Origin of the sequence: Brevundimonas diminuta (assembly GCF_022654015.1) — a bacterium.
GTDB lineage: Bacteria > Pseudomonadota > Alphaproteobacteria > Caulobacterales > Caulobacteraceae > Brevundimonas > Brevundimonas diminuta_C.
In genome coordinates this window covers 2,687,501-2,712,138 of the sequence record NZ_CP073063.1, presented here as the reverse complement: position 1 = coordinate 2,712,138, position 24,638 = coordinate 2,687,501, and the positions used below count along the sequence as shown (strand labels likewise).

Below are 24,638 nucleotides of genomic sequence, written 5' to 3'. Positions count from 1 at the left end.
CCAGCCTTCTTGCGTCAACCGTTCTCGTATTGACGCCACCAGTCGACGAACTTTTCCAGTCCGATCTTCAGCGGAACCTTGGGTTGATAGCCGCACAGGGCGTTCAGCTTGGAAATGTCCGCATAGGTGGCGGTGACGTCACCGGGCTGCATCGGCCGCATGATCTTGTTCGCGCTGACGCCGAGCGCGGTTTCCAGCGTGGATATCATATCCATCAGGCCGACGGGTTGGCTGTCGCCGATGTTGTAGACCTCGTGCACGCCCTGCTCGGGGGGACGGTCCAGCACGGCGATCACGCCATCGACGATGTCGTCGATATAGGTGAAGTCGCGCGCCATACGGCCTTCGCCATAGACCTCGATCGGATCGCCGCGCACGATCTTCTGGGTGAAGCTGAAATATGCCATGTCGGGCCGGCCCCAGGGGCCATAGACGGTGAAGAATCGCAGGCCCGATTGCGGGAAGCCATAAAGCTTGGCGTAGCTCTGGCTCATCAGTTCGCACGAGCGCTTGGTCGCGGCGTAGAGCGACACAGGGTGGACGGTCGGATCGTCTTCGCGAAAGCCCGAACCTTCCAGCGGCCGGTCGCCATAGACGGAACTGGACGAGGCATAGACCAGGTGGGTCACGTCATTGTGCCGCGCGGCCTCCAGCATCGACAGATGGCCGGCCAAGTTGGACCGCTCATAGGCGAAGGGATTTTCGAGCGAGTAGCGGACTCCCGCCTGAGCCGCGAGGTGAACGATCCGCTTGATCCCGGCGTCCGCGACCAGCGCGCGCATCTGCTGGTGATCGGCGATGTCGGCGCGGACCATCTTGAAGCCGTCTCGCCTTTCCAGCCGGGCGGCGCGGGCGGTCTTAAGCCGCGGATCATAGTAGTCGTTGAAGACATCGACGCCGATCACCTGCTCGCCTCGGTCCAGCAGACGCTCGGCGACGTGCATGCCGATGAAGCCGGCCGCACCCGTGACGAGGATCGGCGCGCCCATCAGCCGCGCCCTATGCCCATGTAGCGGAAGCCGCGATGCTTCATGTCCTCGGGCCGATAGATGTTACGCAGATCGACCAGGACCGGCTGTTTCATCAGCAGCTTGATGCGGTCCAGATCCAGGGCGCGGAACTGGTCCCATTCGGTGACGAGGACCACGGCGTCGGCGCCGACGACGGCGTCATAGGCGCTGTCCTTCATCTGGATGTCCGGCAACAGCTTGGCGGCTTCGTGCATGCCTTCGGGATCGAAGGCCTGGACGGTCGCGCCGGCGGCGATCAGGGCAGGCGCGATGTCCAGAGACGGCGCATCGCGCATGTCGTCGGTGTTCGGCTTGAACGTCAGACCCAACAGGGCGACCGTCTTGCCCTGGACGCTCGTGCCCAACGTCGCGGCGACGCGGTCGGCCATGGCCTTCTTGCGGGCGTCGTTGACCTCGACCGTGGCCTCGATCAGCTTGGTCGGCGCGCCATACTGCTGGGCCGTGCGGACCAGGGCGATCGTGTCCTTGGGGAAGCACGAGCCGCCATAGCCGGGTCCGGCGTGCAGGAATTTCGAGCCGATCCGCTTGTCCAAGCCGATTCCGCGCGCGACCTGCTGAACGTCGGCGCCGACGGCTTCGCACAGGTCGGCCATCTCGTTGATGAAGGTGATCTTCATCGCCAGGAAGGCGTTGGCGGCGTATTTGATCAGCTCGGACGTGCGACGGCCCACGAACAGCAGCGGGCTCTCGTTCAGATTCAGCGGACGATAGAGTTCGCTCATGACCTTCTGCGCGCGGCCGCCGGCGTCGCCGGTCATGTCGTCGATGCCGATGACCACGCGGTCCGGGCGTTTGAAGTCGCCGATGGCGGCGCCTTCACGAAGGAATTCGGGGTTGGAGACGACGGCGAAGTCGGCGTTAGAATTGGTCTTGCGGATGATGGCTTCGACTTCGTCTCCCGTGCCGACCGGAACGGTCGATTTGGTGACGACGACCGTGAAGCCTTCGATCAGGCCGGCGATTTCTTCAGCGGCGGCGTGGACGTAGGACAGGTCGGCATGACCGTCGCCGCGCCGCGTCGGCGTGCCCACGGCGATGAAGACGGCGTCGGCCCGGCGAATGGCCTCGGCGCCGTCCAGGGTGAAGAACAGTCGGCCTTCGCGCACATTGGCGGCGACCAGATCATCCAGCCCCGGCTCATAGATCGGGATCTCGCCACGCTCCAGCCGCTCGATCTTGGACGGGTCCTTGTCGATGCAGGTGACGACATGGCCGAAGTCGGCGAAACAGGCGCCGGACACCAGGCCCACATAGCCCGTCCCAATCATCGCTACGCGCATCGAAATCCCTCATCAGCCGCGAGCCGACCTTTAGCGGTGCGGCGCGCCCGGGGACAATGGCTTTTGGTTTCGCGGTGCAACGGGTGTGCAGCCGACGCCGTCCAGCGTCGGCTGCAGGATCATGGGTTAGAGGACGCCGATCATCGAGGCGACTAGCGGGTGACGGACGATGTCGCGCTCGGCCAGACGCACCACGGCGATGTCGGGTACGGCCTCCAGTCGCGCCGAGATGTCCGACAGGCCCGAGATGCCGGGCAGCAGGTCCGACTGCTGCGGATCGCCGGTCACCACCATGGTCGAATGCCAGCCCAGACGGGTCAGCAGCATCTTCAGCTGGACGTAGGTGCAGTTCTGCGCCTCGTCCACGACGATGAAGGCGTTGTTCAACGTGCGGCCGCGCATATAGCCGACCGGGGCGATCTCGATCAGACCTTCGGCCATCAGCGCCTTGACCCGCTTCATCGACAGACGATCGGACAGGGCGTCGTAGAGCGGGCGCAGATAGGGGGCCAGCTTGTCTTCCATGTCGCCGGGCAGGAAGCCGATTGATTCGCCGGCCTCGACAGCGGGGCGGCTGAGGACAATCCGGCCCACCTTGCCCGCCTCCAGCGCCTCGACCGCCTTGGCGACGGCGAGATAGGTCTTGCCGGTGCCTGCGGGACCCAGGGCCATGACCAGGTTGTGGTGATCGATGGCCTCCATCAGTTCGCCCTGGCCCTCGGACTTGGGCTTCAGCGTCTTCAGGTAGCCTTGGTCGCGGTCGTCGTTCGAAGGATAGGGCGACCACCCTGATCGCTCGTTATGCGGGGCGTGAAGCCGACGAACTTTCGACTCCTCCATGAAATCACGCGAATCCAGGATTCCGTGTTCACGCGTTTGACGCTTGGTTGCAGCACGCTTGGTCATGGACGCCTCCAGGGCATGAAAAAAGGCGGACCCGAACGGGCGCCGCCTTGGATGGTCTTGGGGAGGAAGAGGTCGCGACCTGCACAGCAGCGGCCCGGATCGACAGCAGGGGCGTCTGCAACGGGGTGAGCCCGCCGCCGAACAACCGAACCAGGATCCCAACGCGCCACGCGAAAGCCCCGACTTGATGACCGGATCGGGCTTGATCCGGTTTCGGATCCGGGGCCGAAATGGCGACCCGCGAATCGCATCAACAGAATGATGCTATCGTGGTTAGCGATCCGTTAAAGCCCTCGTTTTTCAAAGATTAGGCGGTGTACAGATGACCATTTACGCCTTGGGCGACAGCAAACCGCAGCTTCCGCCGCAGGGCGAATACTGGGTGGCGCCAAGCGCATCGGTGATAGGGAATGTGATTCTCCATCCCAACGCCAGTGTCTGGTTCGGCGCCGTGCTGCGCGGAGACAACGATCCGATCACAGTGGGGCCTGACAGCAATATTCAGGACGGCAGCGTGCTTCACACCGACATGGGGTCGCCGCTGACGCTGGGGCGCGGCGTGACGGTCGGACACAAGGCCATGCTGCATGGCTGCGAGGTCGGCGACTACAGCCTGATCGGCATCGGGGCGGTGGTGCTGAACGGGGTCAAGATCGGCCGGAACTGCATCATCGGCGCCAATGCGCTGATCACCGAGGGCAAGATCATCCCGGACAACAGTCTGGTGGTGGGGCAACCGGGCAAGGTGGTGCGGGAACGTGACCCGGCGCACATCGCCGTGCTGCAGATGTCGGCCGACCATTATGTGCAAAACTGGAAGCGGTTCGCGGCGGAGCTTCGGTCTCTATGATCGGCTGAGGACGGTTCGCGCCGCCGCCGCATCGGCGTTGATCTGGGTCTCCAGGGCGTCGAGACCGTCGAAGGTCTCCTCGCCACGCAGCCAGGCGACCAGTTCGGTGTCCAGAGTCTGGCCGTACAGGTCGCCGTCGAAATCAAACAGCCAGACCTCCATCAGCGGGGTCTCAAGCGCATACATGGGACGCACGCCCAGGCTTGCGACGCCGTCGATCACCCGTCCGTCCGGCAAACGGCTGCGGGTCGCATAGACGCCGTAGGCAGCACGCATATAATCGCCGAGCGCGATGTTGGCCGTCGGCACGCCGATGGTGCGACCGCGCTTGTCGCCGTGAATCACCTCGCCGCGAATAGCGAAGGGGCGGCCCAGGATGGCGGCGGCGCGGGCCATGTCGCCGGCCTTCAAGGCCTCGCGAACGGCGCTGGACGACAGCTTCAGCCCATCCGCGTCATCCAGCCGTTCGGCGACCGAGACGGTGAAGCCCAGCCGCTCGCCGTAGGCGCGCAAGGCCTCGGGCGAGCCGGATCGGCCCTTGCCGAAGGTGAAATCGAACCCGACGGCGGCGTGGCGGATGCTCAGACCCTCGGCCAGAACTCGCTCGGCGAAGGCGGCGTCGGTCATGCCGGCCATCTCGGCGTCGAAGGGCAGAAGATACAGGATGTCCACACCCAGCGGCGCCAGGGCCTCGGCCATCTGGTCGGACGTCATCAGTCGAAAGGGCGCGGCGTCTTTCTGGAACCAGCGGCGGGGATGAGGATCGAAGCTGACGACGCCCAGCGGCGCGCCCAGCCGTTCGGCCGCTTCGCGTGCGCCGGCGATGACGGCCTGATGTCCACGATGCACGCCGTCGAAGGCGCCGACGGCGACCGCCGCGCCTTTCAGCGCGTCCGGCAGGTCGCACCAGTCGCGGACAATCTGCATCAACGCTGGGACGGTTTGCGCCGGCGCGGCACGCGGACGACGGCGACGCCGTCCATGATCATGGTCTCGCCGACGAAGCCTTCGCAGCTGAGCTTGACCCGCGCGCTCTCGGGCTCGACCTCGATCACCGTGATCAGGATGCGCACGACGTCGTCGATCCGCACCGGCTGATGGAAGGCCAGGGTCTGGGAAATGTAGATCGAGCCGGCGCCCGGCAGGATGGTGCCGACTACGGCCGAGCCGAACGAGGCGCTGAGCAGGCCGTGAGCGATCCGGCCGCGATAGGCGGTCTTGGAGGCGAAGGCCTCGTCCAGATGCACCGGGTTGAAGTCGTCGGACGCCTCGGCGAACAGCCGAATGCGGTCCTCCGTCGCGACGACGATTTTCTCGGCCGCCATGCCGACGTGAAGTTCGTCCAGGATGTAACCACCGGACGGATGCTGCTGAACCAATTCGACCATGGATGAGGCTTTAGCGGCGGTGCGACAAAATGGCGAGCCTTACCAGTTCAGTTCGAGCGCGGCGTATCGCGCATAGGTCGTTTCCGCCTTCAGCAAAGCGGCGGCGCGGGCGGGATCGAGCCCGCCGTCTTCGCCCTTGGCCTGGTCGCCGTGGATGCCCTGGGCGATGAACAGGCAGTCCAGCCCTTGCGCGTTTGCGCCCATCACGTCGGTGACGACGCCGTCGCCGATGCACAGGACGCGCGAGCGATCGACGGGGCGGGCCAGCAGGCCTTCCGCCTCCTTGATCGCCAGGTCGTAGATCGGGGCGAAGGGCTTGCCCGCCATGACGACCCGGCCGCCCTGCGATTCATAGAGGTCGGCCAGCGCTCCGCCGCAGTAGATCAGCTGGTCGCCGCGTTGGACGACCCGGTCGGGATTGGCGCAGATCAGTTCGATGTCACGTGCGGCGCCGACGGCGAACCGCTCACGGTAGTCTTCGGGCGTTTCGACGGTGTCGTCGACCGGGCCGGTGACGGAGATGAAGGCGGCGTCATCAGGCGACGCGGCGCGCTCGAGGCCAAGGCCGGCGTACAGCGGCGCGTCCCGTTCGGGGCCGACGATCCAGGCTGGACCGGGCGCGCGCTTGGCCAGTTCGGCGCGGGTAGCGTCGCCGGAGGTGACGAAGGCCTTCCATGCCTCGCGCGGCACGCCCAGCCCGTCCAGCTGAGCGATCACGTCCGAGGCCGGGCGGGGCGAGTTGGAGATCAGCACGACGTGGCCGCCCTCGCGGTTGAACCGCGTAAGCGCCTCGCACGGCGCGGCCCAGCTCTCGCGGCCATTATGGATCACGCCCCACACGTCGCAGAGCAGGATGTCATAGTCGCCAGCGACGGCGCCGAGGTGGGGCAGGGCGTGGGGGAGGGTCATGGGACTTTGGTAGCCGCTACGACGCAGAGGCGAAAGTCTCCTCCCCATGAAATGGGGAGGGGGACCGCGAAGCGGTGGAGGGGTTCTTGAAACTGGCCCGGCGCCTGTTTTGGGGGAAGACCCCCTCCGTCGCGGCGCGAAGGGGCGCCGCGCCACCTCCCCGCAAAGCGGGGAGGAGACGGGACAGTGGCTCTAGTAACGCCTGCGCTGCTCGGCGCTGCGCAGGGTGGAGCGCAGGAACTCGGCCGGGGGGTCGGTTTCGGCCAGCACCTGTTCCTTGATGGCGCGGGGTTCGCCGAACAGGTGGCCCTGGCCCATGCCCACGTCCAGTTCGAGGATGTCGACGACCTGGCGTTCGTTCTCGACCTTTTCGGCGATGACCTCGACGCCGTAGCGGCGGGTCAGGGCGGCGAAGTCGGCGGCCTGGATGTCGGGCATGGAGCGCAAGGGCGCGCCGCCGTCCAGGTCCAGCAGTTGCTCGATCATCAGGTCGGCCGCGACCTTGATGAACTTGACGTCCGAGCGCTGCAGGTCGGCGAAGTCGAGGTCCAGCGTCTGGACCTTATCCAGCGAGAAGCGGAAGCCCAGGTCGGCCAGCTTGGCCATGTTGCGCGCCTCGATGGCGCCGCGGGCGTCGAAGGTGGCCTGACCCAGTTCGAAGATCAGTGCCTGGTTCAGGTCGCGGTTCTCGCTGAGGAAGTCCAAGAACTGCGGGAAGAAGGTCTCGTCGCCCAGCGAGGTCAGGGCCACGTTGCAGAAGACGCCGACCTTGCGATCCTGACGCGCCAGCCGCCGCACGATCTGGGCGCAGCGGAATAGCAGCAGATTGTCGATCGCCGGCACCAGGCCCTCGCCCTCGGCCAGGGACAGATATTCGGCCGGCATCATGACGCGGTCGGTGGCGTCGCGCAGCCGAGTGAAGCTCTCGTAGAAGATCGTCCGGCGCTGGGGCAGGGAGACAACCGGCTGCAGATACAGATCGACGCGCCCTTCGCTGAGCGCTTCGTGGATGGTGCGCAGCAGTACGTTGGACTGTGCCATGCGACGGCCCTCGAAGGTCTCGACGCCGATATGCGGCGCGGCGGCCAAGCGCTCGTCGATGCTTTCGCTCATCTGCTGGACCAGCGATTCCAGCATCCGGACCTCGCCGGTCAGGGCGTCGGTGTCGGACAGGACGCCGGTCTCGATGGCGTGCGCCAGTTCGGTCAGGGCGCCCTGGGTCGATTCCATCGCATCGGCGAGCAGACGGTGGGCCTCGCGGACCTGGCCGATTTCCTTTTTCAGGACGCGGCGCTCGGCGATGCCGGTGACGATGCCGTGGAAGGCGCCCAGCAGACCCAGTGCACCGAGCGTTCCGGCCACGCCTGCGCCGATCCCCAAGCCCGCGCGCCACAGGAAGGCGCCCACGGTCATGCCGAGGAACAGATAGGCGAAGTAGAGAAAGCCCGTTGTTACGTTGCGCATCGGCTGGCGGTCGGCCACTCCCGGATGGAATCGCCTGAGTATCAGGCTATCAATGTCATTCGGCTAGAGCGGGGCTGCAAATATCCCCGCCAAACCTACGGGAAACGCAATGGAACTGTTCGATCTGACCGGCAAGGTCGCAATCATCACCGGCTCATCGCGGGGAATCGGCAAGGCCATCGCCGAGCGGCTGGCCGAACATGGCGCCAAGGTCGTCATCTCGTCGCGCAAGGCCGGGCCGTGCGACGAGGTCGCCGCCGAGATCAATGGCAAGCACGGCGAGGGTCGGGCCATCGCTGTTCCCGCCAACATCGCCTCGAAGGAGGATTTGCAGCGGCTGGTCGATGAGACCAACGCCGCCTTCGGCCAGATCGATATCCTGGTCTGCAACGCCGCGACCAATCCCTATGCCGGGCCGATGGCGGGCATCGCCGACGACCAGTTCGAAAAGATCCTGCAGAATAACGTCATCTCGAACCACTGGCTGATCCAGATGGTCGCGCCACAGATGGTGGAGCGCAAGGACGGGTCGATCCTGGTGATCTCGTCCATCGGGGGCCTGCGCGGCAATGCGTTGATCGGCGCCTACAATATTTCGAAGGCCGCCGACATGCAGCTGGTGCGCAATCTGGCGGTGGAGTGGGGGCCGTCTAACGTGCGGGTCAACTGCATCGCGCCTGGGCTGGTTCAGACCGACTTCGCCAAGTACCTGTGGGAGAACCCGGAGCTTCTGAAACAGGTCACCGAGCCGGCGCCCCTGAAAAGGATCGGCCAGCCCGATGAAATCGCGGGCACGGCGGTCTATCTGTGCAGCCCTGCGTCGGCCTATGTGACCGGCCAGACCCTTGTGGTGGACGGTGGATTGACGATTGCCTGGTGAAGACACGCGCTCAAGCCGCCCGACGGGCGGTAGCGCGACAAGCGTGAAGCAGGATCTGATCTGGCGCCTGGAGGCCTTCGGCTTTCAGGCGCTGTTCGGCTTTCTGCGCCTGTTGGGCGTCGAGCGGGCTTCGGGGTTGGGCGGCTGGCTGCTGCGCACCCTGGGGCCGCTGACCGGCACGCAGAAGACGGTGATGCGAAACCTCCGCATCGCCTTTCCCGACATGCCGAGCGATGAGCGCGAGGCCCTGGCCCTGGCGCAGTGGGACCAGACGGGCCGGACCTTCGCTGAGCTGGCGGTCATGGACCATCTGACGCCTGAAGGCGGGCGGGTCGAGGTGGTCGGGATGGAGCGGCTGCACGCCCTGCGCGACAGCGGCAAACCAGCGGTGCTGATCTCGGGCCACCTGGCCAACTTCGAGGTGATGGCGGCGGTGATCATGGCCTCGGGCGTGCCGTGTCAGGTGACCTATCGCGCCGCCAATAATCCGTACGTCGACACCCTGATCCGCCAGAGCCGGGAGCGATACGGCATCCGCCTGTTCGCGCCCAAGGGCGACGGGACGCGCGAGCTGATGGCGGGGATGAAGCGCGGCGACTCCATCGCCTTGCTGGTCGATCAGAAATACAATCAGGGGCCGGAGGTGGAGTTCTTCGGCCAGCCGGTGAACGCATCGCCTGGAGCGGCGAGGCTGGCGTTGAAGTTCGACACGGTCATGCTGCCGCTGTCGGTGGTGCGCCTGCCTGGCGTGCGATTCCGGGTCACGGCGCACGAGCCGATCGTGGTCAATCAAAGCGAGGACAAGGCGGCCGATACTCTGGCGGGCATCCAGGCCGCCAATCGCTTCGTCGAGGACCGGGTCAGAGAGCATCCCGTGGACTGGTTCTGGGTCCACAAGCGTTGGCCGGACAAGGTCTATGCGGCGTTGGACCGCGAGGCGTCCGATCCTCGACGGTAGGGCCCGGCGTAGTCGGGCGTATCGCGGCGTCGACGGCAGGGGCCGATATAGCCGTCGGCCTTGATGAAGGGGCGCGGCTTCATGATGACGGCGTTCAACCGATCCAGCACGGCCTTGGCGGTGATCGGCTTGACGATGAACTCGGTCACCCCGGCGTCGCGGGCCTCGTAGACGCGGCTTCGTTCGGAATGGCCGGTCATCATGATGATCGGCAGAAACGGATTGGGGCTGTCGGGGCTGGTGCGGACGAGGCGGGTGAACTCGACCCCGTCCAGCGGGAACATGTTGAAATCGACGATGGCCAGATCGATCGCGTGGCGACGCAGCAGATCGAAAGCCGTCGCGCCTTCGGACGCCTCATAGACGTTGCGGATGTCGGCCGAATGCAGCACGGCTGACGCGATGGCGCGCATATTCTGATTGTCGTCCACAAGCAGGACGTTCAGCGATTTCAGAGAAAACATCGGGCCCCGCCAGATCTTGGATTGAGGCTAAGTGGATATGCGTAGTCTCGCAAGAGGAGCCTTTGATCAGGCTAGACTTTCTGGAACACGCGCCCCGATCATGAGTGACGGATCCAGGTTGCGATCGCGCCATTTCATGCGCCAGCACAGGTGGGGGCCGGTGGCGCGGCCGGTCATGCCGACGCGGCCCAGCGCATCGCCGCGCCGGACGCGCTGGCCCAGCGCCACGTCCAGCCGCGACTGGTGCAGATAGCAGCTGATCAGGCCCTGGCCGTGGTCGATCAGGGTCAGGCCGCCCTCGAAATGCATGTCGGGGCGAACGAAGGCGATGCGGCCGTCGGCGGGTGCGCGGATCACGCTGCCCTGGGGGGCGGCCAGGTCGATGCCGTAGTGTGGCCGGGCGGGCGTGCCGTTCAGGACGCGCTGAGCGCCCCAGGCGCTGGAGACGCGGTAGCTCTCCAGCGGCCAGACGAAGCCGTCCTTGAAGTCGTCGGAGTCGATGCGGCTGGCGAAGCCCTCCGTCTTCAGCGCGATCTCCTGCTGGATGCGGGCCAGGAGGGCGGGATCGCTGGGCTCGACGGTCGAGGGCGGCAGGCCGTTCACACTGGTTGAGGGGAAGGCGTAGGGAGCGATGTCGAGCATACGTCGGGCGGTTCGTTCGCCGGACCGGGCCTCGACCTGGGTGGTTGGACCGGCGTCGCGATCAAAGCCGATCACGAAGAGCCCGGCGGCCGAGGCGGTGGTCAGAGCCTCGCCATCGACGAAGATCAAGGCGCGCGGCGCAGTACTACCGAAGGCGTAGCCGCCCTGACGCCAAGCACCGTTCAAGGCCAGCGGCAGGGTGCCGCGATCCTCAGCCATCAGCGGCGCGGCGATCAGGCTGGCGCCCGCGCCGGTCAGCAGGGCGCGGCGCGACGGGATCATTGATCGCCTTGCTGGGCCGCGATGAATTCGGCAGGGCCGAAATAGGGCTGCTGACGGCTGGGGCTCCAGTAGCGGAGGACTTCCAGCGGGATCGGTTTGTCCGTCACGGCGCAGCGCACGAAGCGGCCGGGCTTCAGGACGGCGAACTCGCCGTCGCCATAGTGAAGAACGGCCTGATCTGCGGCGATTTTGTCCATGAGCAGACGATAGCGGGCGGCGCGCGGTGCGGAAAGGGGCTCAGGGCGCCGCGACCGCATCCGTGATCGGGCCGTCCGCGGCTGCGGGTCGGATCGCGCCGGCGGTGGGCGGCTTCGGCTTTCCGCCCATCCGGTCGGTGAACAGAAAGACGAAGGGGTTCAGCGAGATCGACAGCAGGGCGGCGGCCAGGATCAGGTCGTGGGTCTCGCGGCTCATGGCGCCCAGGGATACGCCGAGCGCCGCCAGGATGAAGGAGAACTCGCCGATCTGGGCCAGGGACGCCGCGACGGTGAAGCCAGTTGGGCGATCCAGCTTGAAGGTCTTGGTGATGACCAGGGCCGCAACCGACTTGCCGACAATGACGATGCCCAGCACGCCCAGGACCGCCCACGGTTGGCGCACCACGATCATCGGGTCGAACAGCATGCCGACCGAGACGAAGAACAATACGGCGAAGGCGTCGCGCAGCGGCAGTGACCGCTCGGCCGCATTGTGACCCAGGGGCGAGGCGTTCATCACCAGACCAGCCAGGAAGGCGCCCAGCGCGAAGGAATGGAACAGGAAATAGGCCAGCCAGGCGATGCCCAGGGCGATGGCCAGAACGCCCAGGGTGAACAGCTCGCGCGACTTGGTGTGGGCGATGCGGATCAGCAGCCAGGGAATGACCTTGCCGCCGACGACCAGCATGCCGACGACGAACAGCACGACCTTGAGCAGGGTTAGGCCGACGTCGGTCCCTAGCGCAGCGAAATCCGTCTGGGTTCCGGCCGGGACCAAGATCATGGGCAGCATGACCAGGGCGATGACGATGACCAGATCCTCGACGATCAGCCAGCCCACGGCGATGCGGCCGATCTCGCCCTTGACCTGTTTGCGCTCTTCCAAAGCGCGCAGCAGAACCACGGTCGAGGCGACGGACAGGGCGAAACCCATCAGCAGAGCCTCGACATCGCCCAGGCCCAGCACAAACCGGCCGAGCCCCCACCCCAGCACGGTGGCGACGCCGATCTGAACCAAGGCGCCGGGGATGGCGACCTTTCGGACCTGCATCAGATCCTTGGGCGAGAAGTGCAGGCCGACGCCGAACATCAGCAGGATGACGCCGATCTCGGCTAACTGCGGCGCCAGTTCGGTGTCGGCGACGAAGCCGCCCGTATAGGGCCCGACGACGACCCCCGCGACCAGATAGCCCACCAGGGGCGACAGTTTCAGCCGATGCGCCAGCATGCCGAACACGAAGGCGAGGACGAAGCCCCCGACCAGGGTGAGAATCAGGCTGTCGGCATGCGGCATCAGGGCTCCTGTCGCGAGCGAAGGTGTGATTTGGGTAGGCTTTGCAGTTGGGGCGCGAGGGGCGGTTTGACAAGATGACGCGGTGTCGCGCGGGACGGAAAACGGCTTCGACTTACCGGCCTTGGCCTGCGAAGTTCATGAGCGCCGGGCCTTCGCCCGGAGTGTGAGTTGTAAGTACCGTTTCGACGAAGGGTATGACGCTCCGCGCGGAGGGTTGGCCTGCAAGCTCGGGGCGCCGAGCGGTGGCGGTCTTATCGCCTAACCCCATAAGCCTGCGACGGGCGGGTCGGAGCAGCGATCCCCGATCCCCGGTCCGGCCGAGTATCCCCCTCGACCCTGCGACGCGACTGCGGACGCCGGGGCGATTCCCCGGCTGATCAGCCCGGCGCCGCGATGGGATTTCACCATCGCTCCCGTTCCATCCGCTCCCGCCGCCGCAAGGTCGCAGGCCAAGCGAGCCCTCCGGTGCGACGAGACGGCGGCATTATGGGGCCGTTTGACCCCGTGGATGGGCGACGGGGGACATAAATCGGCAAGCGGTTGGAATTGTTGGAAATGGATCAGCGGCATTGAGATGGCTGACCAGCGCCACCTCCCCATTTCATGGGGAGGTGGCGCGGCGCGCCTTCGCGCCGTGACGGAGGGGCTCTTCACCGCATCGCGGGCCTGTGGCACCTCAAGAACCCCTCCACCGCTTCGCGGTCCCCCTCCCCACGCGTGGGGAGGAGACGATGTTGTGCTGTCCTTCTCCCCCGAGGGGAGAAGGGTTCGTCAGGCGTGCGTCTGGTCCCAGTACCGAACCGCATCGGCGTCGCGGGCCGAGAGGTCGGGGTAGGCGGGGTCGGAGCCGACGTCGGGGACGCGGCGCCATGAGCGGGCGCATTTGGGGTAATCGGCGACAGCGACCGTGACCGAGATGGTCTCGCCTTCGACAAGATCGACGCCCGAGGTGCGGAAGATTTCGGCCGCGTCGAGGCCCTCGAACGGGGCGAAGGCTGAGGCCGGGGCGGTGACGGTCGGCCACGCGTCCAGGGCGCCGCCGATCAGCTTCTCGCGGCGGGCGGCTTCGAGCGATTCATTGACCACTTCGAGGACTGTATTGATCGCCGCCCAACGCTCGGCTTCGGCCGGGTTGCTCCATTCGGCCGGGGTGTCGGGCATCACCCGCGCGCAGTTGGAGCCGACGTCGGGGAAGCGCGTGGTCCAGGCCTCTTCCATGGTGAAGGGCGTCAGCGGGGCCAGCCAGGCGGTGAGGCGCATGAACACTTCGTCCATCACCGTGCGGGCGGCGCGGCGACGCTGGCTGTCGGGGCGGTCGCAGTACAGGGCGTCCTTGCGGATGTCGAAATACAGGGCCGACAGGTCGCCGGCGCAGAACTCCAGCACCGGACGGACGACGTCTTGGAAGCGGTATTCGCCGTAGGCCGCACGGACCTGAGCGTCGAGCTCGTGCAGGCGGTGCAGGACGAACTTCTCAAGCGGCGGCATCTGGTCTAGCGGCAGGCGTTCGGCCTCGTCGAAATCGGCCAGGGCGCCCAGCAGATAGCGGACGGTGTTCCTGAGCTTGCGATAGGCGTCGACCGTGGTCTGCAGGATCTGTTTGCCGATCCGCTGGTCGTCCGAATAGTCGACCAGGGCCACCCACAGACGCAGGATGTCGGCGCCCGACTCCTTGATGATGGTCAGGGGGTCGGTGGTGTTGCCCTTGGACTTGGACATCTTCTCCCCCTTCTCGTCGAGGGTGAAGCCGTGGGTCAGGACCGCCTTGAACGGGGCGCGGCCGCGCGTGCCGCAGCCTTCCAGCAGGGACGACTGGAACCAGCCGCGGTGCTGGTCGGAGCCTTCCAGATAGAGGTCGGCAGGCCAGTGGGCGGGACGGTCGCCGGTGTAGCCGTTTTCCGGCAGGCGCGGGTCCAGCGTGAAGGCGTGGGTCGAACCGGAGTCGAACCAGACGTCCAGAATGTCCTCGACCTTTTCATAGCGGGCCGGGTCGTGGGCGCCCAGGAAGTCGCTGTCGGGCGCGGTGAACCAGATGTCGGCCCCGTGTTCGGCGACGGCCGCGACGATGCGGGCGTCGACCTCGGGGTCATGCAGGGGCTGGCCCGTCTGTTTGTCGATGAACATGGCCAGAGGCGTGCCCCAGGCGCGCTGGCGGCTGACCAGCCAGTCGGGACGACCCTCGACCATCGAGCGGATGCGGTTCTTGCCGGCGACCGGGTGGAAGGCGGTGGCGTCGATGGCGTTCAGCGCCGTCTCGCGCAGGGTGTCGCCGCTCTTCAGGGGCTGATCCATGCGGATGAACCACTGAGGGGTGTTGCGGAAGATGATCGGGGCCTTCGAGCGCCAGCTGTGCGGATAGGAATGCTCCAGCCGCCCGCGCGCCAGCAGATTGCCGGCCTCGATCAGCTTTTCCATCACCGCGCCATTGGCGGGACCGAACTTGCCGGTCTTCTTGCCTTCGGTCTCCAGCACCTTCAGGCCCGCGAACAGGGGGACGCCGGGGTAGTAGGCGCCGTCGGGATCGACGGTATCGGGCACCTCGTGATGACCGTGGGCCTTCCAGACCTCGAAGTCGTCAGCGCCGTGGCCGGGCGCGGTGTGAACGAAGCCGGTGCCGGCGTCGTCGGTGACGTGGTCGCCGGCCAGAAGCGGAACCGAGAAGCCATAGCCGCTGTCGAGCGCGGCCAGCGGGTGGGCGGTCTCAAGGCCCGACGGATTGATGTCGTAGACGCGGGTCCAGGCGGCGATCTTGGCGGCCTTGAACACCTCCTCGGCCAGCTTGTCGGCCAGGATCAGGCGGTCGCCGGGCTTGGCCCAGGGCGCGAACTCCAGGCCCTCCTCCATGGCCGTGACCTCATACAGGCCATAGGCGATCTCGGGGCCGTAGCTGATGGCGCGGTTGGCCGGGATGGTCCAGGGCGTGGTCGTCCAGATGACGATGGACGGGGTGCTGGAGCGGAAGGCCAGGAGGTCGTCGGGATGGTCGTCGGACATGGCCGTGACCGGGAACTTGACCCAGATCGTCGGGCTGACGTGGTCGTGGTATTCGATCTCGGCGTCGGCAAGCGCCGTACGCTCGACCGGCGACCACATGACGGGCTTGGAACCGCGATAGAGCTGGCCCGAGTTCTTAATCTTGTGGAACTCGGCGACGATGGCCGCCTCGGAGGTGAAGTCCATGGTGGCGTAGCGGTTGGCGAAGTCGCCGACGATGCCCAGCCGGTGGAACTGGTCCTTTTGCAGGTCGATGTATTTGCCGGCGTATTCGCGACAGGCGCGGCGGAACTCGTCCTTGGACACCTCGTCCTTGCGGCGGCCCTTGGCGCGGAACTGCTCCTCGATCTTCCACTCGATCGGCAGGCCGTGGCAGTCCCAGCCGGGGACGTAGTCGACGTCGTAACCCAGGAGGAACCGGCTGCGGACCACGAAGTCCTTCAGCGTCTTGTTCAACGCATGGCCGATATGGATGTCGCCGTTGGCGTAGGGCGGGCCGTCATGCAGGACGTAGAGGGGGGCGTTCTGCTTCTGCCGCTCGGCGCGCAGGGTCCCGTAGAGGTCGCCCCACTGTTCCAGAATGACCGGCTCCTTCTGGGGCAGGCCGCCGCGCATGGGGAAGGGCGTCTCGGGCAGGAAGACGGTGTCGCGATAGTCGCGGGCGGTGGATTCGGAGGTGTTTTCGGGGGCGTCGGCCATGGGTCGTCTCGGCGTCTTGAAAATTAGGTCGCTGTCTTCGTTCGCCCGATCATCAGGGCGGTCTTCCCGGCGTGCACGGGGCCATGAGGCCCAGGAGCGCTACGCCGGGCGGCTAATCGAAATCAGGCGAATGGAGACGCGGACGGTCATTGTGCGGGCGGTCTAGCAGACGGATGCGGCATTGCGCCATCCCGAAGCGCAGGCCTCATCAACGGAAACGAAAGGCTTTTGCGGTTTTGTGACGGGAGGATCGGCCGGAATCTTGTTCGGCCGACACGATATTCGCTTGGGAGTTCCCGCCGATGCGGCTGCGGATCACGAAATGGATGCTGGGCCTGGCGGCCGGTCTCGCCGTCTCGGCGGGCGCCGGAGCCGCGCTGGCGCAATGCACGTCCGGCTGTCAGCCGCCGCCCTGCACGTCGTGCGAGCCGCCGCCTCCGCCTGAGCCGCCGCCCTGCAACGGCGGTGGAAACTGCGGTCCCGGCGGCGGTGGAAACTGGAACGGCAACATCAACACCAACGTCAATGTGAACGTGAACCTTGGCGCGAGCGCCAATGCGAACGCGGGCGCCGGGGCCAACGCCAACGCGGGCGCACGGTCCTACGTCAATGCGCGCGCCGGCGGGTTTTCGGGCAGCTTCGGCGGGGGCGGCGGCGCGGCCTATGTCAGCGTCGATCAGCCCTATCCGACCACGATCCAGGGCCTGGCCGTCGAGGGCGTGATCGCACAGACGGTGCGCACCCCCTACAGCGCCTTCCGCAGCATGATGAAGCGGGTCGTGATCCAGGCGGTCTGCATCGACGACCGCCAGGTGCCGCACCCCGCCTCGCAGGTGCGGCCGGATCGCGAGATCGCCGAAGGGTTCGAGGGCGAGCTGTACCGCTGTCTGTCGGGCACGTGGCTGCAGGCGACGATCGCCGACTACAATGGCGACATCAGCTTTGATCACGGCACGACCCTGACCTGCCGCAAGCATGAGGCGCTGTGGTACGGGACGGGCGGCAAGCTGGAATGCCGGCCCGAGAAGCCCGAGCGGGATTGCAACGAGCGTTCGCTGCTGCGTCGCTATGGCGCCGGGATCAAGATCCTGACGATGTATCGCGAAGAGGAATACACCGAATACCGTGAGGAGCAGGTCGAGAGCGCGACCGTGCTGACCGGGGTGATCACCTTGGACGGCGGCGTGGGCGGCCGGGTCTTCTGAACCGGACCTAAACACGCCCGTTCAGCCGCCGATCAGGCGGGACATGAGATAAGGCGACCGTCGGCTCTCCGTCGACGATCCTGACGACTGGCCCCGGTTCGCGAGAACCGGGGCCTTTTTCGTGGGCGTTACTGGGCCGCCGCTTGAGCGGTGACGGTGGCGCGCCAGGCGCTGTCGGACTTCAGATACTGGCGAGCCAGGGCCTGAAGGTCGGCGGCGGTGACGGCTTCCAAGGTGGCGATCTGGTTGCGGGTCTGGTCCAGCGTCGCCGGGTCGCTCTGGGCCTGCGACAGCTGGGTCAGCCAGTAACCGTTGTCGGCCATGCTGCGACGGATGCGTTCGACCGCCGGGCGGCGGGCGCGGTTCAGTTCGTCCTCGCTGATCGGATTGTCGCGCAGGTCGGCGGCGATGGCGTCCACAGTCTCGAACAGCTTGGGCAGGGCCGCCGGCGGCGTTTCCGCCGTCACCGAGATGTAGCCGTAGCCCGGATAGGTGTCCGAGGCGGTCGAGCCGGCGCTGGGCGAATAGGCCAGGCCCTGCTTCTCGCGGATTTCGTCGTTCAGGCGCAGCTGAAGAACGTCCGACAGGATCGACAGCTGACGCGCGGTCTTGCGATCTTCGACCTGGTCGGTGGTCGGCCAGGCGACGAAGCCCAACGCCTGTTCGGCGGGTCCGGTGTGATACAGCTGGACCGGCGTGGCGGTCGGAGCCGGGAACTTGCGCACCGTCGAGCCGGCGGGCGGCGTGGGCGCCTGACCGCGCGAGGGCAGGGCGCCGAAGGTCGAGCCGACGGCGGCGATGACCGCGTCGATATCGACGTCGCCGACGACGGTGATCTCGACCGGACCCTGCGCCAGGGCCGAGCGAACGCCCGAGCGGATGTCGTCGATCTGGATCGCGGCGATCTGTTCGGCGGTCGGGGTCGTCTCACGCGCGTCGCCGCTGGCCAGCAGGCCCGAGGCGTCGCGTTGGAAGACGCCGCGCGGCGTGGCGCCTAGCTGAGCCAGGATCTGCGGGAACATGGCCTTGGTCTGTTCGAACGAGGCGCCGCGCAGACCGGGGTCCGTCAGGTAGGCGGCCAGAACCTGAAGCTCCAGCTGGAGATCGGCCGGTTTGGTGGCGCCGGCGAAGATATAGGCGTCGCCGGCCTGATTGACGGCGGCGCTGTAGGTGCGGCCGCTGAGGACGCGGTTCATCTCGTCTAGGCTGAGCTTGCCCAGACCGCCGGGGGCCAGGACGGTGCTGGCCATCGACAGGGGCGACAGGGTGTCGGCAGGCAGGCCCAGTTCGCCAAGACCGGTGCGGGCGCTGACCAGAATCTGATCGGCGCGGAAGTCGGTCTTCTTGATGTTCAGCAGCGTGCCGTTCGGGAAGCGGACCAGGGTCGCGCCGAGATCGGCCACTTCCGAACGGGCGGCGGGCACCGCGGGGGCGCCGAAGTTGTCATAAGGCCATTTCAACTCGGCCTCGGCGGCGCGGGCTTGCACCGGGGTGTTGCGCGAGGCCTCCAGCGCAGCGGTGACGGCGGCCTCGCCGCCCTCGACCGGGACGGGGGAGCTGAACAGAAGCAGCGGGCCCTGGCCCTCGAAGACCGCCTTGGTCGCCTGATTGACATGGTCGATGGTCAGGCCTTCGACAGCCTTGTTGAACAGATCGAGATTGGTCTGGGGCGAGCTGAACACCTGGTCGTCGTTCACGGCGCCCAGAAGGCCGTTGGCCAGCGCCGAGGTCGAACGGGTCGCGGCCGAGGCGACGGCGTTCTGAAGCGCGGTGCGGGTGTTGACGATCTCGCGCTGAAGCTCGGCGTCGCTGACGCCGTATTCGGCCAGGCGACGGCTTTCCTGCTCGACGCTTTCCAGCGCGCGCTGCCAGCCGCCGGGATTGAAGGCGACCGACAGGGTGCCGGCGTCCAGGCTGTCGAACAGCGACTGATAGCCGGCGCCGGCGCCGATGAAGGGCGGGTTGTCGGCGCGGGCGATCTCGCCCAGGCGACGGTTCAGCACGGCCAGACCCAGGCCGCGACGGACGTCGGCGGCGCGTTCGGCGGCCGTGTCGGGGCTGAGGTCCGGGGCCTTGATCCAGTTGATCTGGATCGAGGATTGGATGCCCGGCTCGACCAAGATGCTGGTCTGCGGCTGACGCGGGGCGACGGTTCCCAGGTCGGGCTCGGGACCATCGGCGGCGGTCGGCGTCCAGTCGCCGAAGGCCGCGCGGACCTTGGCCTCCATCGCATCCACGTCGAAGTCGCCCACGGCGATGAAGGTGGCGCGCGAGGGGCGATAGTAGGCGTCGTAGAAGTCGACGAAGCGCTGGCGCGGCGCGGTGCGGATGATGTCGAGCTCGCCGAGGGGCAGGCGTTCAGAGAGCCGTTGACCGGGCGCCAGAAGGGCAAGCTGGGTCTTCAGCACGCGCGACTGCGGCGTGTCGCGGATACGTTCCTCGCCGACGATGACGCCGCGCTCGGAGTCGATGGCATCCGGCGCCATCAGAGCCGCCGACATCATCTCGCGCAAGATGTGCAGGCTGGGGTCGACCGTCTCATCCTTGGTATTGGGCAACTCCAGCACATAGGCGGTCTGGTCGAAGCTGGTGAAGGCGTTGGTGTCGGCGCCGAAGGCCAGACCCAGGCGTTCGAGGATGCGCAGCATCTCGTTTTCCGGCACGTCCTTGGTGCCGTTGAAGGCCATGTGCTCCATGAAGTGGGCCAGACCCTTCTGGTCGTCGCGCTCCATCAGCGAGCCGGCGTCGATGCGTAGGCGGAACGAGGCCTGGCCCGGAGGCGTCGCATTGTGCAGCAGGGCGTAGCGCATGCCGTTGGGCAGCAGGCCGTAACGGACGGCCGGATCGGCGGGAATGTCGCTGGCGGCCTGGGCCCAAGGGGCGGACGGCGCGACCTGACCGGCGGCGGCCGCAACGGGCGGCGCGGTCTGGGCGAGAGCGGGGGCGGCGAACGCCCCGGTGGTCAGGGCCAGTCCCGAGACGGCGACAAGCAGCAGATGACGCGCAGAACGCATGATATCACTCCGAAACCGCAACCCCCGATGGCGCGATGCCGGATGTGTAAAGGGTGCTTGCCTTCGCAGCAAGCGGGGCTGGCAAACCTTACCGACTTGTCATGTTCGGATCAGCCGCCGGGGCGGCTGATGTAGAAGCTGGCGCTGTTGCCGACCGCATTGGCGCCGACTACGGCGGTGCGGCCGGACGAGACCGTGGCGTTGGTGGTCGCGGTGACATTGCCGCTGTTGGTCTGGGTGTTGTTGACGTTGACGTCGCCGCCGCACTGGGAGCAGGCATAGCCGGTCACCGCATTGCCGACTGCGTCGGAGCCGACGTAGGCGTCATAGCCGTTGACGCCGACATAGGTCGCGTTGGCCTCGACACCGCCGGTGTTCAGCTGAGTGTTGTCCAGCTTCAGATAGATGTCGTTGTTGCCGGCGACCGTCTCGTTGGCGACGCTGCGGGCCGCCAGAACCGTCTGGCCCTGGAGGTTGGTCTGGACGCGGGCGTCGGCGCGGACGCGGCCGGCGTTGGCCTGGTCCGTCTGGATCAGCATGGAGCCGCCGGCATTGGCGGTGATCGCCTGGTTGGCCCCGGCGTTGGCGCCGACCGTCAGGTCCCAGCCGTTATCGACATAGACATCGGTGCGCGCCTCGGTCGTCGAGGCGGCGTTCGACTGACGGATGGCCAGATCCTGGTGCGAGGAGCCGGTGGTGTTGGTCTGGACCGCATTGGCGACGGCTTGGGACGAGAAGGTCGCAGGCGCGGGGATGTATTGAACGTCGGCGAAGGTCTCGGCGAAGACGGTGGTCTGGGCGCGCTGGTCGATGACGCCGGTCAGGGACGAGGAGGGGCCGCCCAGGGCGACGGTGTTGGCGACGGCGGTGCTGGTCGCGAAACCGCCTTGCAGCACGCGGCCGTTCGGCGCTTGGACATAGGTGCCCGCTTCGACCCGGTCGCCGGTCGCGGACTGGCTGGCGTCGGCGGCGAAGGTCGCGCGATCGGTGGTGACGCCCAGGTAGTTGCCGCGCGCGGTCGTATCGACGCTGAGTTGGCCGTCGGCCTCTCCGTTCACGACCACATTGCTGCGGGCCACGGTGGCGCCCGTAATCGACTGGCGCGAGACCAGGCCGGCGGAGGCGGCTGTGACCCCGCCTGCGAGCGCATTGCCCTGGGCGTTTGTGCTGACGGTCACCTGATCGACGGACAGGTCGATATCCACCAGGCCGGTGACGTCGCCGGTCTGGGTCTGGGTGCTGGAGCAGGTTTCGCCGGCTTGCGGATCGCAGGCCGGCGTTTGCTGGGCGCTCGCCTCAGTGGCGAGTGCGGCGAACGTCGCCGTCGCGGCCATCATGCCAACGAGTCGGATCGGCGCGGGTCTGGCCATTGTTGGTGTCCTGAGTGGGATAGGCCGGATAATAGCCGCCGGTCGGGCCGACCGTGGAATCGCCGAGCGGGTCGTTGGCGGGGTTCAGGCAGATTTCGGGGCCGGGCGCGCCATAGAGGTTGGCCATGAACTCGACCGTAGCCCGTTCGACCAGAGCGCGGACGGCCAGCTGCGTCGGCTCCATCCCGCCGGTGCCGGCCGAGATGTCGAAGACATTGCCGTTCAGGAAGTCGAACACGCCGGCCGAGATTTCGCGGCCGATGATCTGCTTCTGATAGGAAACGACATCGACCACCTCCAATGTGGTCGTCTGGACCAGGCGCAGGTCCATGGCGATATTCATCACATAGACGCGGTGATTGACGATGCCCGAACCGGGGCGATTGCTGTCGACCTCGCCGCCGGCGATGTCGAAGCCTCCGGAGCGGATGTTGTAGTTCACCTCGGTAATGCCGCCGACGACATAGAAGTCTGAGCCCGGCACCTGGCCGGCCAGGATGCGGCGGTACTGGGTGTCCTCTGGCCCCTTGGCGTCAGGAGCCTGGTCGCCGATCAGCTTGTTGTTGGCGTAGCGCAGCTCAAGCTCGGACACCGAGGTGTCGTAGCGTTCGACGATGCGGGCGCCGGCCTTGGCCAGGGCTGAGTTGGCCATCAGGGACGCGCCGCCGGTGATCTGGCGGCCGCCGTCGGACGACACCGTGCCGGTGTAGTCGCTGATCCGGCCGACAGCCATGCGCGGCGAGGGCAGGTTGTAGCGACGGGCGTAGTCGGCCAGGCAATAGAGCGCAGCGGAATAGGGTGTGGGGTTTGCGGTCACCGGCGCATTGCCGATCGGCGTCGCATATTGACCCGATGGACCCGCGACCGGGCTGACGCAACCGGCGAGCAGAAGGGCGACGGCCGAGACGGCGGCGGACCCCTTGATGAAATGACGGCGGCTCATGGCAGGTTGATGTTCCCGTTCAGGGCCGTACCGGCGTTGATGGCGCCGGTGTTGGTCTGGGTCGAGTTGACGATGACGGTGTTGCGGCTGCCCTGGACCACCACGTTCAGTTGATTGCCGATGGCGGTGGAGCCGCCGATGGTCGTGCCGCCGTTGCTGGACGCGCCTGCGCCGGCATAGGCCGAGGCCGCGCCGCCGGACTGGCTGGAATAGGATGAGGCGCCGGACTGGATGATTCCGTTGACGATCAGCCGATTGCCGTTGGCGTCACGCGTATAGCCGGTCGCGGCCGTATTGGCGGCCGTTCGCGCGCCGCCATAGCCCTGCTGGAAGCGCGAAGCGCCGCCCGAACCCGTCGACTGCGCGATCGCCGGCACGCTTGCAGCGGCGGCGAAGGCCATGACGGCGGTGGATACAAACAGCCTCTTGGCGGGCATTCCGGGGTTCCTCGCGCACAAACGGACGCCGGACCACGACCGTGATCCGCGCCCCAACCTGCATTAAGGTTATTAAGAAGCGCTTGATGTGACGCAGGTCACTGAGCATTTGTGGCGCCATGTCAGACGCATCCGGTCGATTCGATCCGCCGAACAGCCGCCCGGCGCGAGAGCCGATGTTCAATGTGCCGCTGGTCGTGCTGCTGATCGCGGCATCGATGCCGACCCTCTATTTCTTCCAGCGCGACCTGCCCGACATGGGCATGAGCATGGCCTTCGCGCCCGTAGATCTGGAGCAGGGGCGGTGGGGCGGCCTGCTGACGGCGATGCTGCTGCACGGCGGCTGGACCCACGCCATCATGAATGCGGTGGCGGCGCTGGCGTTCGGGACGCCGGTGGCGCGGCTGTTCGGGACCAAGGTTGGTCCGACAGTCTTTCTGCTCTTCTATCTGGCGTGCGGCGTCTTGGCGTCGCTGGGCTATGGACTGATCCACTGGGGATCCAGCGAGCCGATGGTCGGCGCGTCCGGCGCCGTATTCGGCCTGATCGGCGCCGCGACACGACTGCTGGGCGGGCAGGGCAGGGTCCTGCAGATGGGCGACCGGCGCGTGATCGGCGCGGCCATCACCTGGATGGCGGTCAACGCGGTTACCGGAATGATCGGCGGACTGCCCGGCGCCGAGGGGGCCAGGATCGCCTGGGAGGCCCACGCGGTCGGCTTCGTCGTCGGCTTTCTGGCCATCGGTCCCCTGGGGCGGGTGTTCGGAACGGGCGCCGCGCCTCGTCCCTGAGACGCGTTGATTCCGGGCGGGGGCTGAGCGATCATCGCGCCCTGAGCGGCCCTGTCGCCATTCCGGCCCTGCGGTCGTCTCTTACAGAGAGAAGGGACCGCGATGTTCGTCGCCGAAATCCTCAAAACCAAGGGAAACGCCGTCTTCTCGATCGCGCCGGATCTGACGGTGACCCAGGCGTGCGCAGAACTGGAGCAGAAGCGGGTCGGGGCGTTGGTCGTCTGTGACGGCGACCGCGTGGTCGGGGTGTTTTCCGAACGCGATGTGGTCAAGGCGCTGGCGGCCGATGGCGCCGATGCGCTGGCCCGCCCGGTCGCCGACTATATGACGGCCAAGGTGATCTATGCCGAACCGGCCGAGGAGATGTCGGCCTTGATGACCCGCATGACCGATCGGCGCATCCGGCATCTGCCAGTCATGCAGGCGGATCGTCTGGTCGGCGTCATCTCCATCGGCGACGTGGTGAAGTGCCAGATCGCCGAACACGCCCATGAGGCCGAGAGCTTGCGGACCTATATTGCAGGCTGAGTGGGGCGCGCGCCGTTTGCCGATTCCGGTTTTGCGAGAAACTTCCCCTCTCGTGTCAGAATCCGCTTGCTGACAAAGTTGGTGGTCCGTATAGAGCCGCCTCGCTCGGAAA

At 66.7% G+C, this 24,638-nt stretch carries 22 protein-coding genes; 6 read left to right on the top strand and 16 right to left on the bottom strand.

The features are described 5' to 3' along the window. Positions 1 to 14: 14 nt before the first annotated feature. From KAK88_RS13530 to KAK88_RS13520, 3 genes are all read right to left on the bottom strand, one after another. Positions 15 to 992, bottom strand: a complete 978-nt coding sequence (locus tag KAK88_RS13530) for an SDR family NAD(P)-dependent oxidoreductase (RefSeq protein ID WP_242078605.1) — start codon at positions 990 to 992, stop codon at positions 15 to 17. Further along, a complete protein-coding gene (locus KAK88_RS13525) occupies positions 989 to 2,311 on the bottom strand; it encodes a UDP-glucose dehydrogenase family protein (RefSeq protein WP_242077011.1) in 1,323 nt (440 codons plus the stop codon). The genes KAK88_RS13530 and KAK88_RS13525 overlap by 4 nt, the downstream gene beginning before the upstream one ends. Positions 2,312 to 2,437: 126 nt before the next feature. Next, positions 2,438 to 3,229, bottom strand: a complete 792-nt coding sequence (locus KAK88_RS13520; protein WP_091752533.1) for a PhoH family protein — start codon at positions 3,227 to 3,229, stop codon at positions 2,438 to 2,440. 310 nt (positions 3,230 to 3,539) lie between these two features. Between KAK88_RS13520 and KAK88_RS13515 the strand changes: the two genes are divergently transcribed. Then, positions 3,540 to 4,067, top strand: a complete 528-nt coding sequence (locus KAK88_RS13515) for a gamma carbonic anhydrase family protein (protein ID WP_242077010.1) — start codon at positions 3,540 to 3,542, stop codon at positions 4,065 to 4,067. Here KAK88_RS13515 and KAK88_RS13510 read toward each other — a convergent pair. The 4 genes from KAK88_RS13510 to KAK88_RS13495 form a co-directional block, all read right to left on the bottom strand. Then, positions 4,062 to 4,994 carry a bifunctional riboflavin kinase/FAD synthetase gene (locus KAK88_RS13510; RefSeq protein WP_242077009.1) on the bottom strand — a complete coding sequence of 311 codons (933 nt, stop codon included), beginning with the start codon at positions 4,992 to 4,994 and terminating at the stop codon, positions 4,062 to 4,064. The two genes, KAK88_RS13515 and KAK88_RS13510, sit on opposite strands and share 6 nt — an antisense overlap. After that, positions 4,994 to 5,455 carry a MaoC family dehydratase gene (locus KAK88_RS13505; RefSeq protein WP_017506733.1) on the bottom strand — a complete coding sequence of 154 codons (462 nt, stop codon included), beginning with the start codon at positions 5,453 to 5,455 and terminating at the stop codon, positions 4,994 to 4,996. Before KAK88_RS13505 ends, KAK88_RS13510 begins: the two co-directional genes overlap by 1 nt. Before the next feature lie 39 nt (positions 5,456 to 5,494). Next, positions 5,495 to 6,364, bottom strand: a complete 870-nt coding sequence (locus KAK88_RS13500; protein WP_242077008.1) for a TIGR01459 family HAD-type hydrolase — start codon at positions 6,362 to 6,364, stop codon at positions 5,495 to 5,497. A gap of 192 nt (positions 6,365 to 6,556) precedes the next feature. Then, a complete protein-coding gene (locus tag KAK88_RS13495; protein ID WP_026108661.1) occupies positions 6,557 to 7,828 on the bottom strand; it encodes an EAL domain-containing protein in 1,272 nt (423 codons plus the stop codon). A 109-nt stretch (positions 7,829 to 7,937) separates the two neighbouring features. On the opposite strand from KAK88_RS13495, the gene KAK88_RS13490 reads away from it, so the two are divergent. Continuing rightward, the gene (locus KAK88_RS13490; RefSeq protein WP_242077007.1) at positions 7,938 to 8,708 is read left to right on the top strand and encodes an SDR family NAD(P)-dependent oxidoreductase; all 771 of its coding nucleotides are present in this window, start codon (positions 7,938 to 7,940) and stop codon (positions 8,706 to 8,708) included. Positions 8,709 to 8,751: 43 nt separating this feature from the next. Next, complete coding sequence (locus tag KAK88_RS13485; protein WP_242077006.1) at positions 8,752 to 9,666, top strand: lysophospholipid acyltransferase family protein; 915 nt, start codon at positions 8,752 to 8,754, stop codon at positions 9,664 to 9,666. Here the strand turns inward: KAK88_RS13485 and KAK88_RS13480 are convergent. The 5 genes from KAK88_RS13480 to ileS all read right to left on the bottom strand — a co-directional run bounded on the left by KAK88_RS13480 (position 9,624) and on the right by ileS (position 16,238). Then, positions 9,624 to 10,130 (bottom strand): response regulator, encoded by a 507-nt coding sequence (locus KAK88_RS13480; RefSeq protein ID WP_066624523.1) that lies wholly within the window; start codon positions 10,128 to 10,130, stop codon positions 9,624 to 9,626. The two genes, KAK88_RS13485 and KAK88_RS13480, sit on opposite strands and share 43 nt — an antisense overlap. A 66-nt stretch (positions 10,131 to 10,196) precedes the next feature. Further along, positions 10,197 to 11,054 carry a M23 family metallopeptidase gene (locus KAK88_RS13475; protein WP_242077005.1) on the bottom strand — a complete coding sequence of 286 codons (858 nt, stop codon included), beginning with the start codon at positions 11,052 to 11,054 and terminating at the stop codon, positions 10,197 to 10,199. Continuing rightward, positions 11,051 to 11,251 (bottom strand): DUF2093 domain-containing protein, encoded by a 201-nt coding sequence (locus KAK88_RS13470; protein WP_039247108.1) that lies wholly within the window; start codon positions 11,249 to 11,251, stop codon positions 11,051 to 11,053. The genes KAK88_RS13475 and KAK88_RS13470 overlap by 4 nt, the downstream gene beginning before the upstream one ends. A 40-nt stretch (positions 11,252 to 11,291) precedes the next feature. Further along, positions 11,292 to 12,545 carry a cation:proton antiporter gene (locus KAK88_RS13465; protein ID WP_242077004.1) on the bottom strand — a complete coding sequence of 418 codons (1,254 nt, stop codon included), beginning with the start codon at positions 12,543 to 12,545 and terminating at the stop codon, positions 11,292 to 11,294. Between the two features lie 771 nt (positions 12,546 to 13,316). After that, positions 13,317 to 16,238, bottom strand: a complete 2,922-nt coding sequence (gene ileS, locus KAK88_RS13460) for an isoleucine--tRNA ligase (protein ID WP_242077003.1) — start codon at positions 16,236 to 16,238, stop codon at positions 13,317 to 13,319. 302 nt (positions 16,239 to 16,540) lie between these two features. Here ileS and KAK88_RS13455 point away from each other — a divergent pair, with 302 nt between their 5' ends. Then, positions 16,541 to 17,443, top strand: coding sequence for a hypothetical protein (locus tag KAK88_RS13455; protein ID WP_235559236.1), 903 nt, complete (start codon positions 16,541 to 16,543; stop codon positions 17,441 to 17,443). A gap of 128 nt (positions 17,444 to 17,571) precedes the next feature. On the opposite strand, the gene KAK88_RS13450 is transcribed toward KAK88_RS13455, so the two are convergent. The 4 genes from KAK88_RS13450 to hfaA all read right to left on the bottom strand — a co-directional run bounded on the left by KAK88_RS13450 (position 17,572) and on the right by hfaA (position 23,207). Then, complete coding sequence (locus KAK88_RS13450) at positions 17,572 to 20,457, bottom strand: M16 family metallopeptidase (protein WP_242077002.1); 2,886 nt, start codon at positions 20,455 to 20,457, stop codon at positions 17,572 to 17,574. A gap of 110 nt (positions 20,458 to 20,567) precedes the next feature. Continuing rightward, positions 20,568 to 21,794, bottom strand: a complete 1,227-nt coding sequence (gene hfaD, locus KAK88_RS13445; protein WP_242077001.1) for a holdfast anchor protein HfaD — start codon at positions 21,792 to 21,794, stop codon at positions 20,568 to 20,570. Further along, the gene (gene hfaB / locus KAK88_RS13440; RefSeq protein ID WP_242077000.1) at positions 21,754 to 22,770 is read right to left on the bottom strand and encodes a holdfast anchoring protein HfaB; all 1,017 of its coding nucleotides are present in this window, start codon (positions 22,768 to 22,770) and stop codon (positions 21,754 to 21,756) included. The genes hfaD and hfaB overlap by 41 nt, the downstream gene beginning before the upstream one ends. After that, on the bottom strand, positions 22,767 to 23,207 hold the full coding sequence (gene hfaA, locus KAK88_RS13435) for a holdfast anchoring protein HfaA (RefSeq protein ID WP_055754167.1): 441 nt from the start codon (positions 23,205 to 23,207) through the stop codon (positions 22,767 to 22,769). Before hfaA ends, hfaB begins: the two co-directional genes overlap by 4 nt. Positions 23,208 to 23,326: 119 nt before the next feature. Between hfaA and KAK88_RS13430 the strand changes: the two genes are divergently transcribed. Both KAK88_RS13430 and KAK88_RS13425 read left to right on the top strand, forming a co-directional pair. After that, positions 23,327 to 23,998 (top strand): rhomboid family intramembrane serine protease, encoded by a 672-nt coding sequence (locus KAK88_RS13430; RefSeq protein WP_242076999.1) that lies wholly within the window; start codon positions 23,327 to 23,329, stop codon positions 23,996 to 23,998. A gap of 102 nt (positions 23,999 to 24,100) precedes the next feature. Continuing rightward, positions 24,101 to 24,526 carry a CBS domain-containing protein gene (locus KAK88_RS13425; RefSeq protein WP_066550668.1) on the top strand — a complete coding sequence of 142 codons (426 nt, stop codon included), beginning with the start codon at positions 24,101 to 24,103 and terminating at the stop codon, positions 24,524 to 24,526. Positions 24,527 to 24,638: the final 112 nt, after the last annotated feature.

Excerpts from the sequence above, each read along its gene's own strand:
- KAK88_RS13490 (WP_242077007.1), top strand. The coding sequence starts at position 7,938 with ATGGAACTGTTCGATCTGACCGGCAAGGTCGCAATCATCACCGGCTCA.
- KAK88_RS13475 (WP_242077005.1), bottom strand. The coding sequence starts at position 11,054 with ATGATCCCGTCGCGCCGCGCCCTGCTGACCGGCGCGGGCGCCAGCCTG.
- KAK88_RS13455 (WP_235559236.1), top strand. The coding sequence starts at position 16,541 with ATGCGGCTGCGGATCACGAAATGGATGCTGGGCCTGGCGGCCGGTCTC.
- KAK88_RS13425 (WP_066550668.1), top strand. The coding sequence starts at position 24,101 with ATGTTCGTCGCCGAAATCCTCAAAACCAAGGGAAACGCCGTCTTCTCG.
- KAK88_RS13495 (WP_026108661.1), bottom strand. The coding sequence starts at position 7,828 with ATGCGCAACGTAACAACGGGCTTTCTCTACTTCGCCTATCTGTTCCTC.
- KAK88_RS13450 (WP_242077002.1), bottom strand. The coding sequence starts at position 20,457 with ATGCGTTCTGCGCGTCATCTGCTGCTTGTCGCCGTCTCGGGACTGGCC.
- KAK88_RS13505 (WP_017506733.1), bottom strand. The coding sequence starts at position 5,455 with ATGGTCGAATTGGTTCAGCAGCATCCGTCCGGTGGTTACATCCTGGAC.
- hfaB (WP_242077000.1), bottom strand. The coding sequence starts at position 22,770 with ATGAGCCGCCGTCATTTCATCAAGGGGTCCGCCGCCGTCTCGGCCGTC.
- KAK88_RS13515 (WP_242077010.1), top strand. The coding sequence starts at position 3,540 with ATGACCATTTACGCCTTGGGCGACAGCAAACCGCAGCTTCCGCCGCAG.
- hfaD (WP_242077001.1), bottom strand. The coding sequence starts at position 21,794 with ATGATGGCCGCGACGGCGACGTTCGCCGCACTCGCCACTGAGGCGAGC.
- KAK88_RS13470 (WP_039247108.1), bottom strand. The coding sequence starts at position 11,251 with ATGGACAAAATCGCCGCAGATCAGGCCGTTCTTCACTATGGCGACGGC.
- KAK88_RS13510 (WP_242077009.1), bottom strand. The coding sequence starts at position 4,994 with ATGCAGATTGTCCGCGACTGGTGCGACCTGCCGGACGCGCTGAAAGGC.
- KAK88_RS13480 (WP_066624523.1), bottom strand. The coding sequence starts at position 10,130 with ATGTTTTCTCTGAAATCGCTGAACGTCCTGCTTGTGGACGACAATCAG.
- ileS (WP_242077003.1), bottom strand. The coding sequence starts at position 16,238 with ATGGCCGACGCCCCCGAAAACACCTCCGAATCCACCGCCCGCGACTAT.
- KAK88_RS13465 (WP_242077004.1), bottom strand. The coding sequence starts at position 12,545 with ATGCCGCATGCCGACAGCCTGATTCTCACCCTGGTCGGGGGCTTCGTC.
- KAK88_RS13500 (WP_242077008.1), bottom strand. The coding sequence starts at position 6,364 with ATGACCCTCCCCCACGCCCTGCCCCACCTCGGCGCCGTCGCTGGCGAC.
- hfaA (WP_055754167.1), bottom strand. The coding sequence starts at position 23,207 with ATGCCCGCCAAGAGGCTGTTTGTATCCACCGCCGTCATGGCCTTCGCC.
- KAK88_RS13525 (WP_242077011.1), bottom strand. The coding sequence starts at position 2,311 with ATGCGCGTAGCGATGATTGGGACGGGCTATGTGGGCCTGGTGTCCGGC.
- KAK88_RS13430 (WP_242076999.1), top strand. The coding sequence starts at position 23,327 with ATGTCAGACGCATCCGGTCGATTCGATCCGCCGAACAGCCGCCCGGCG.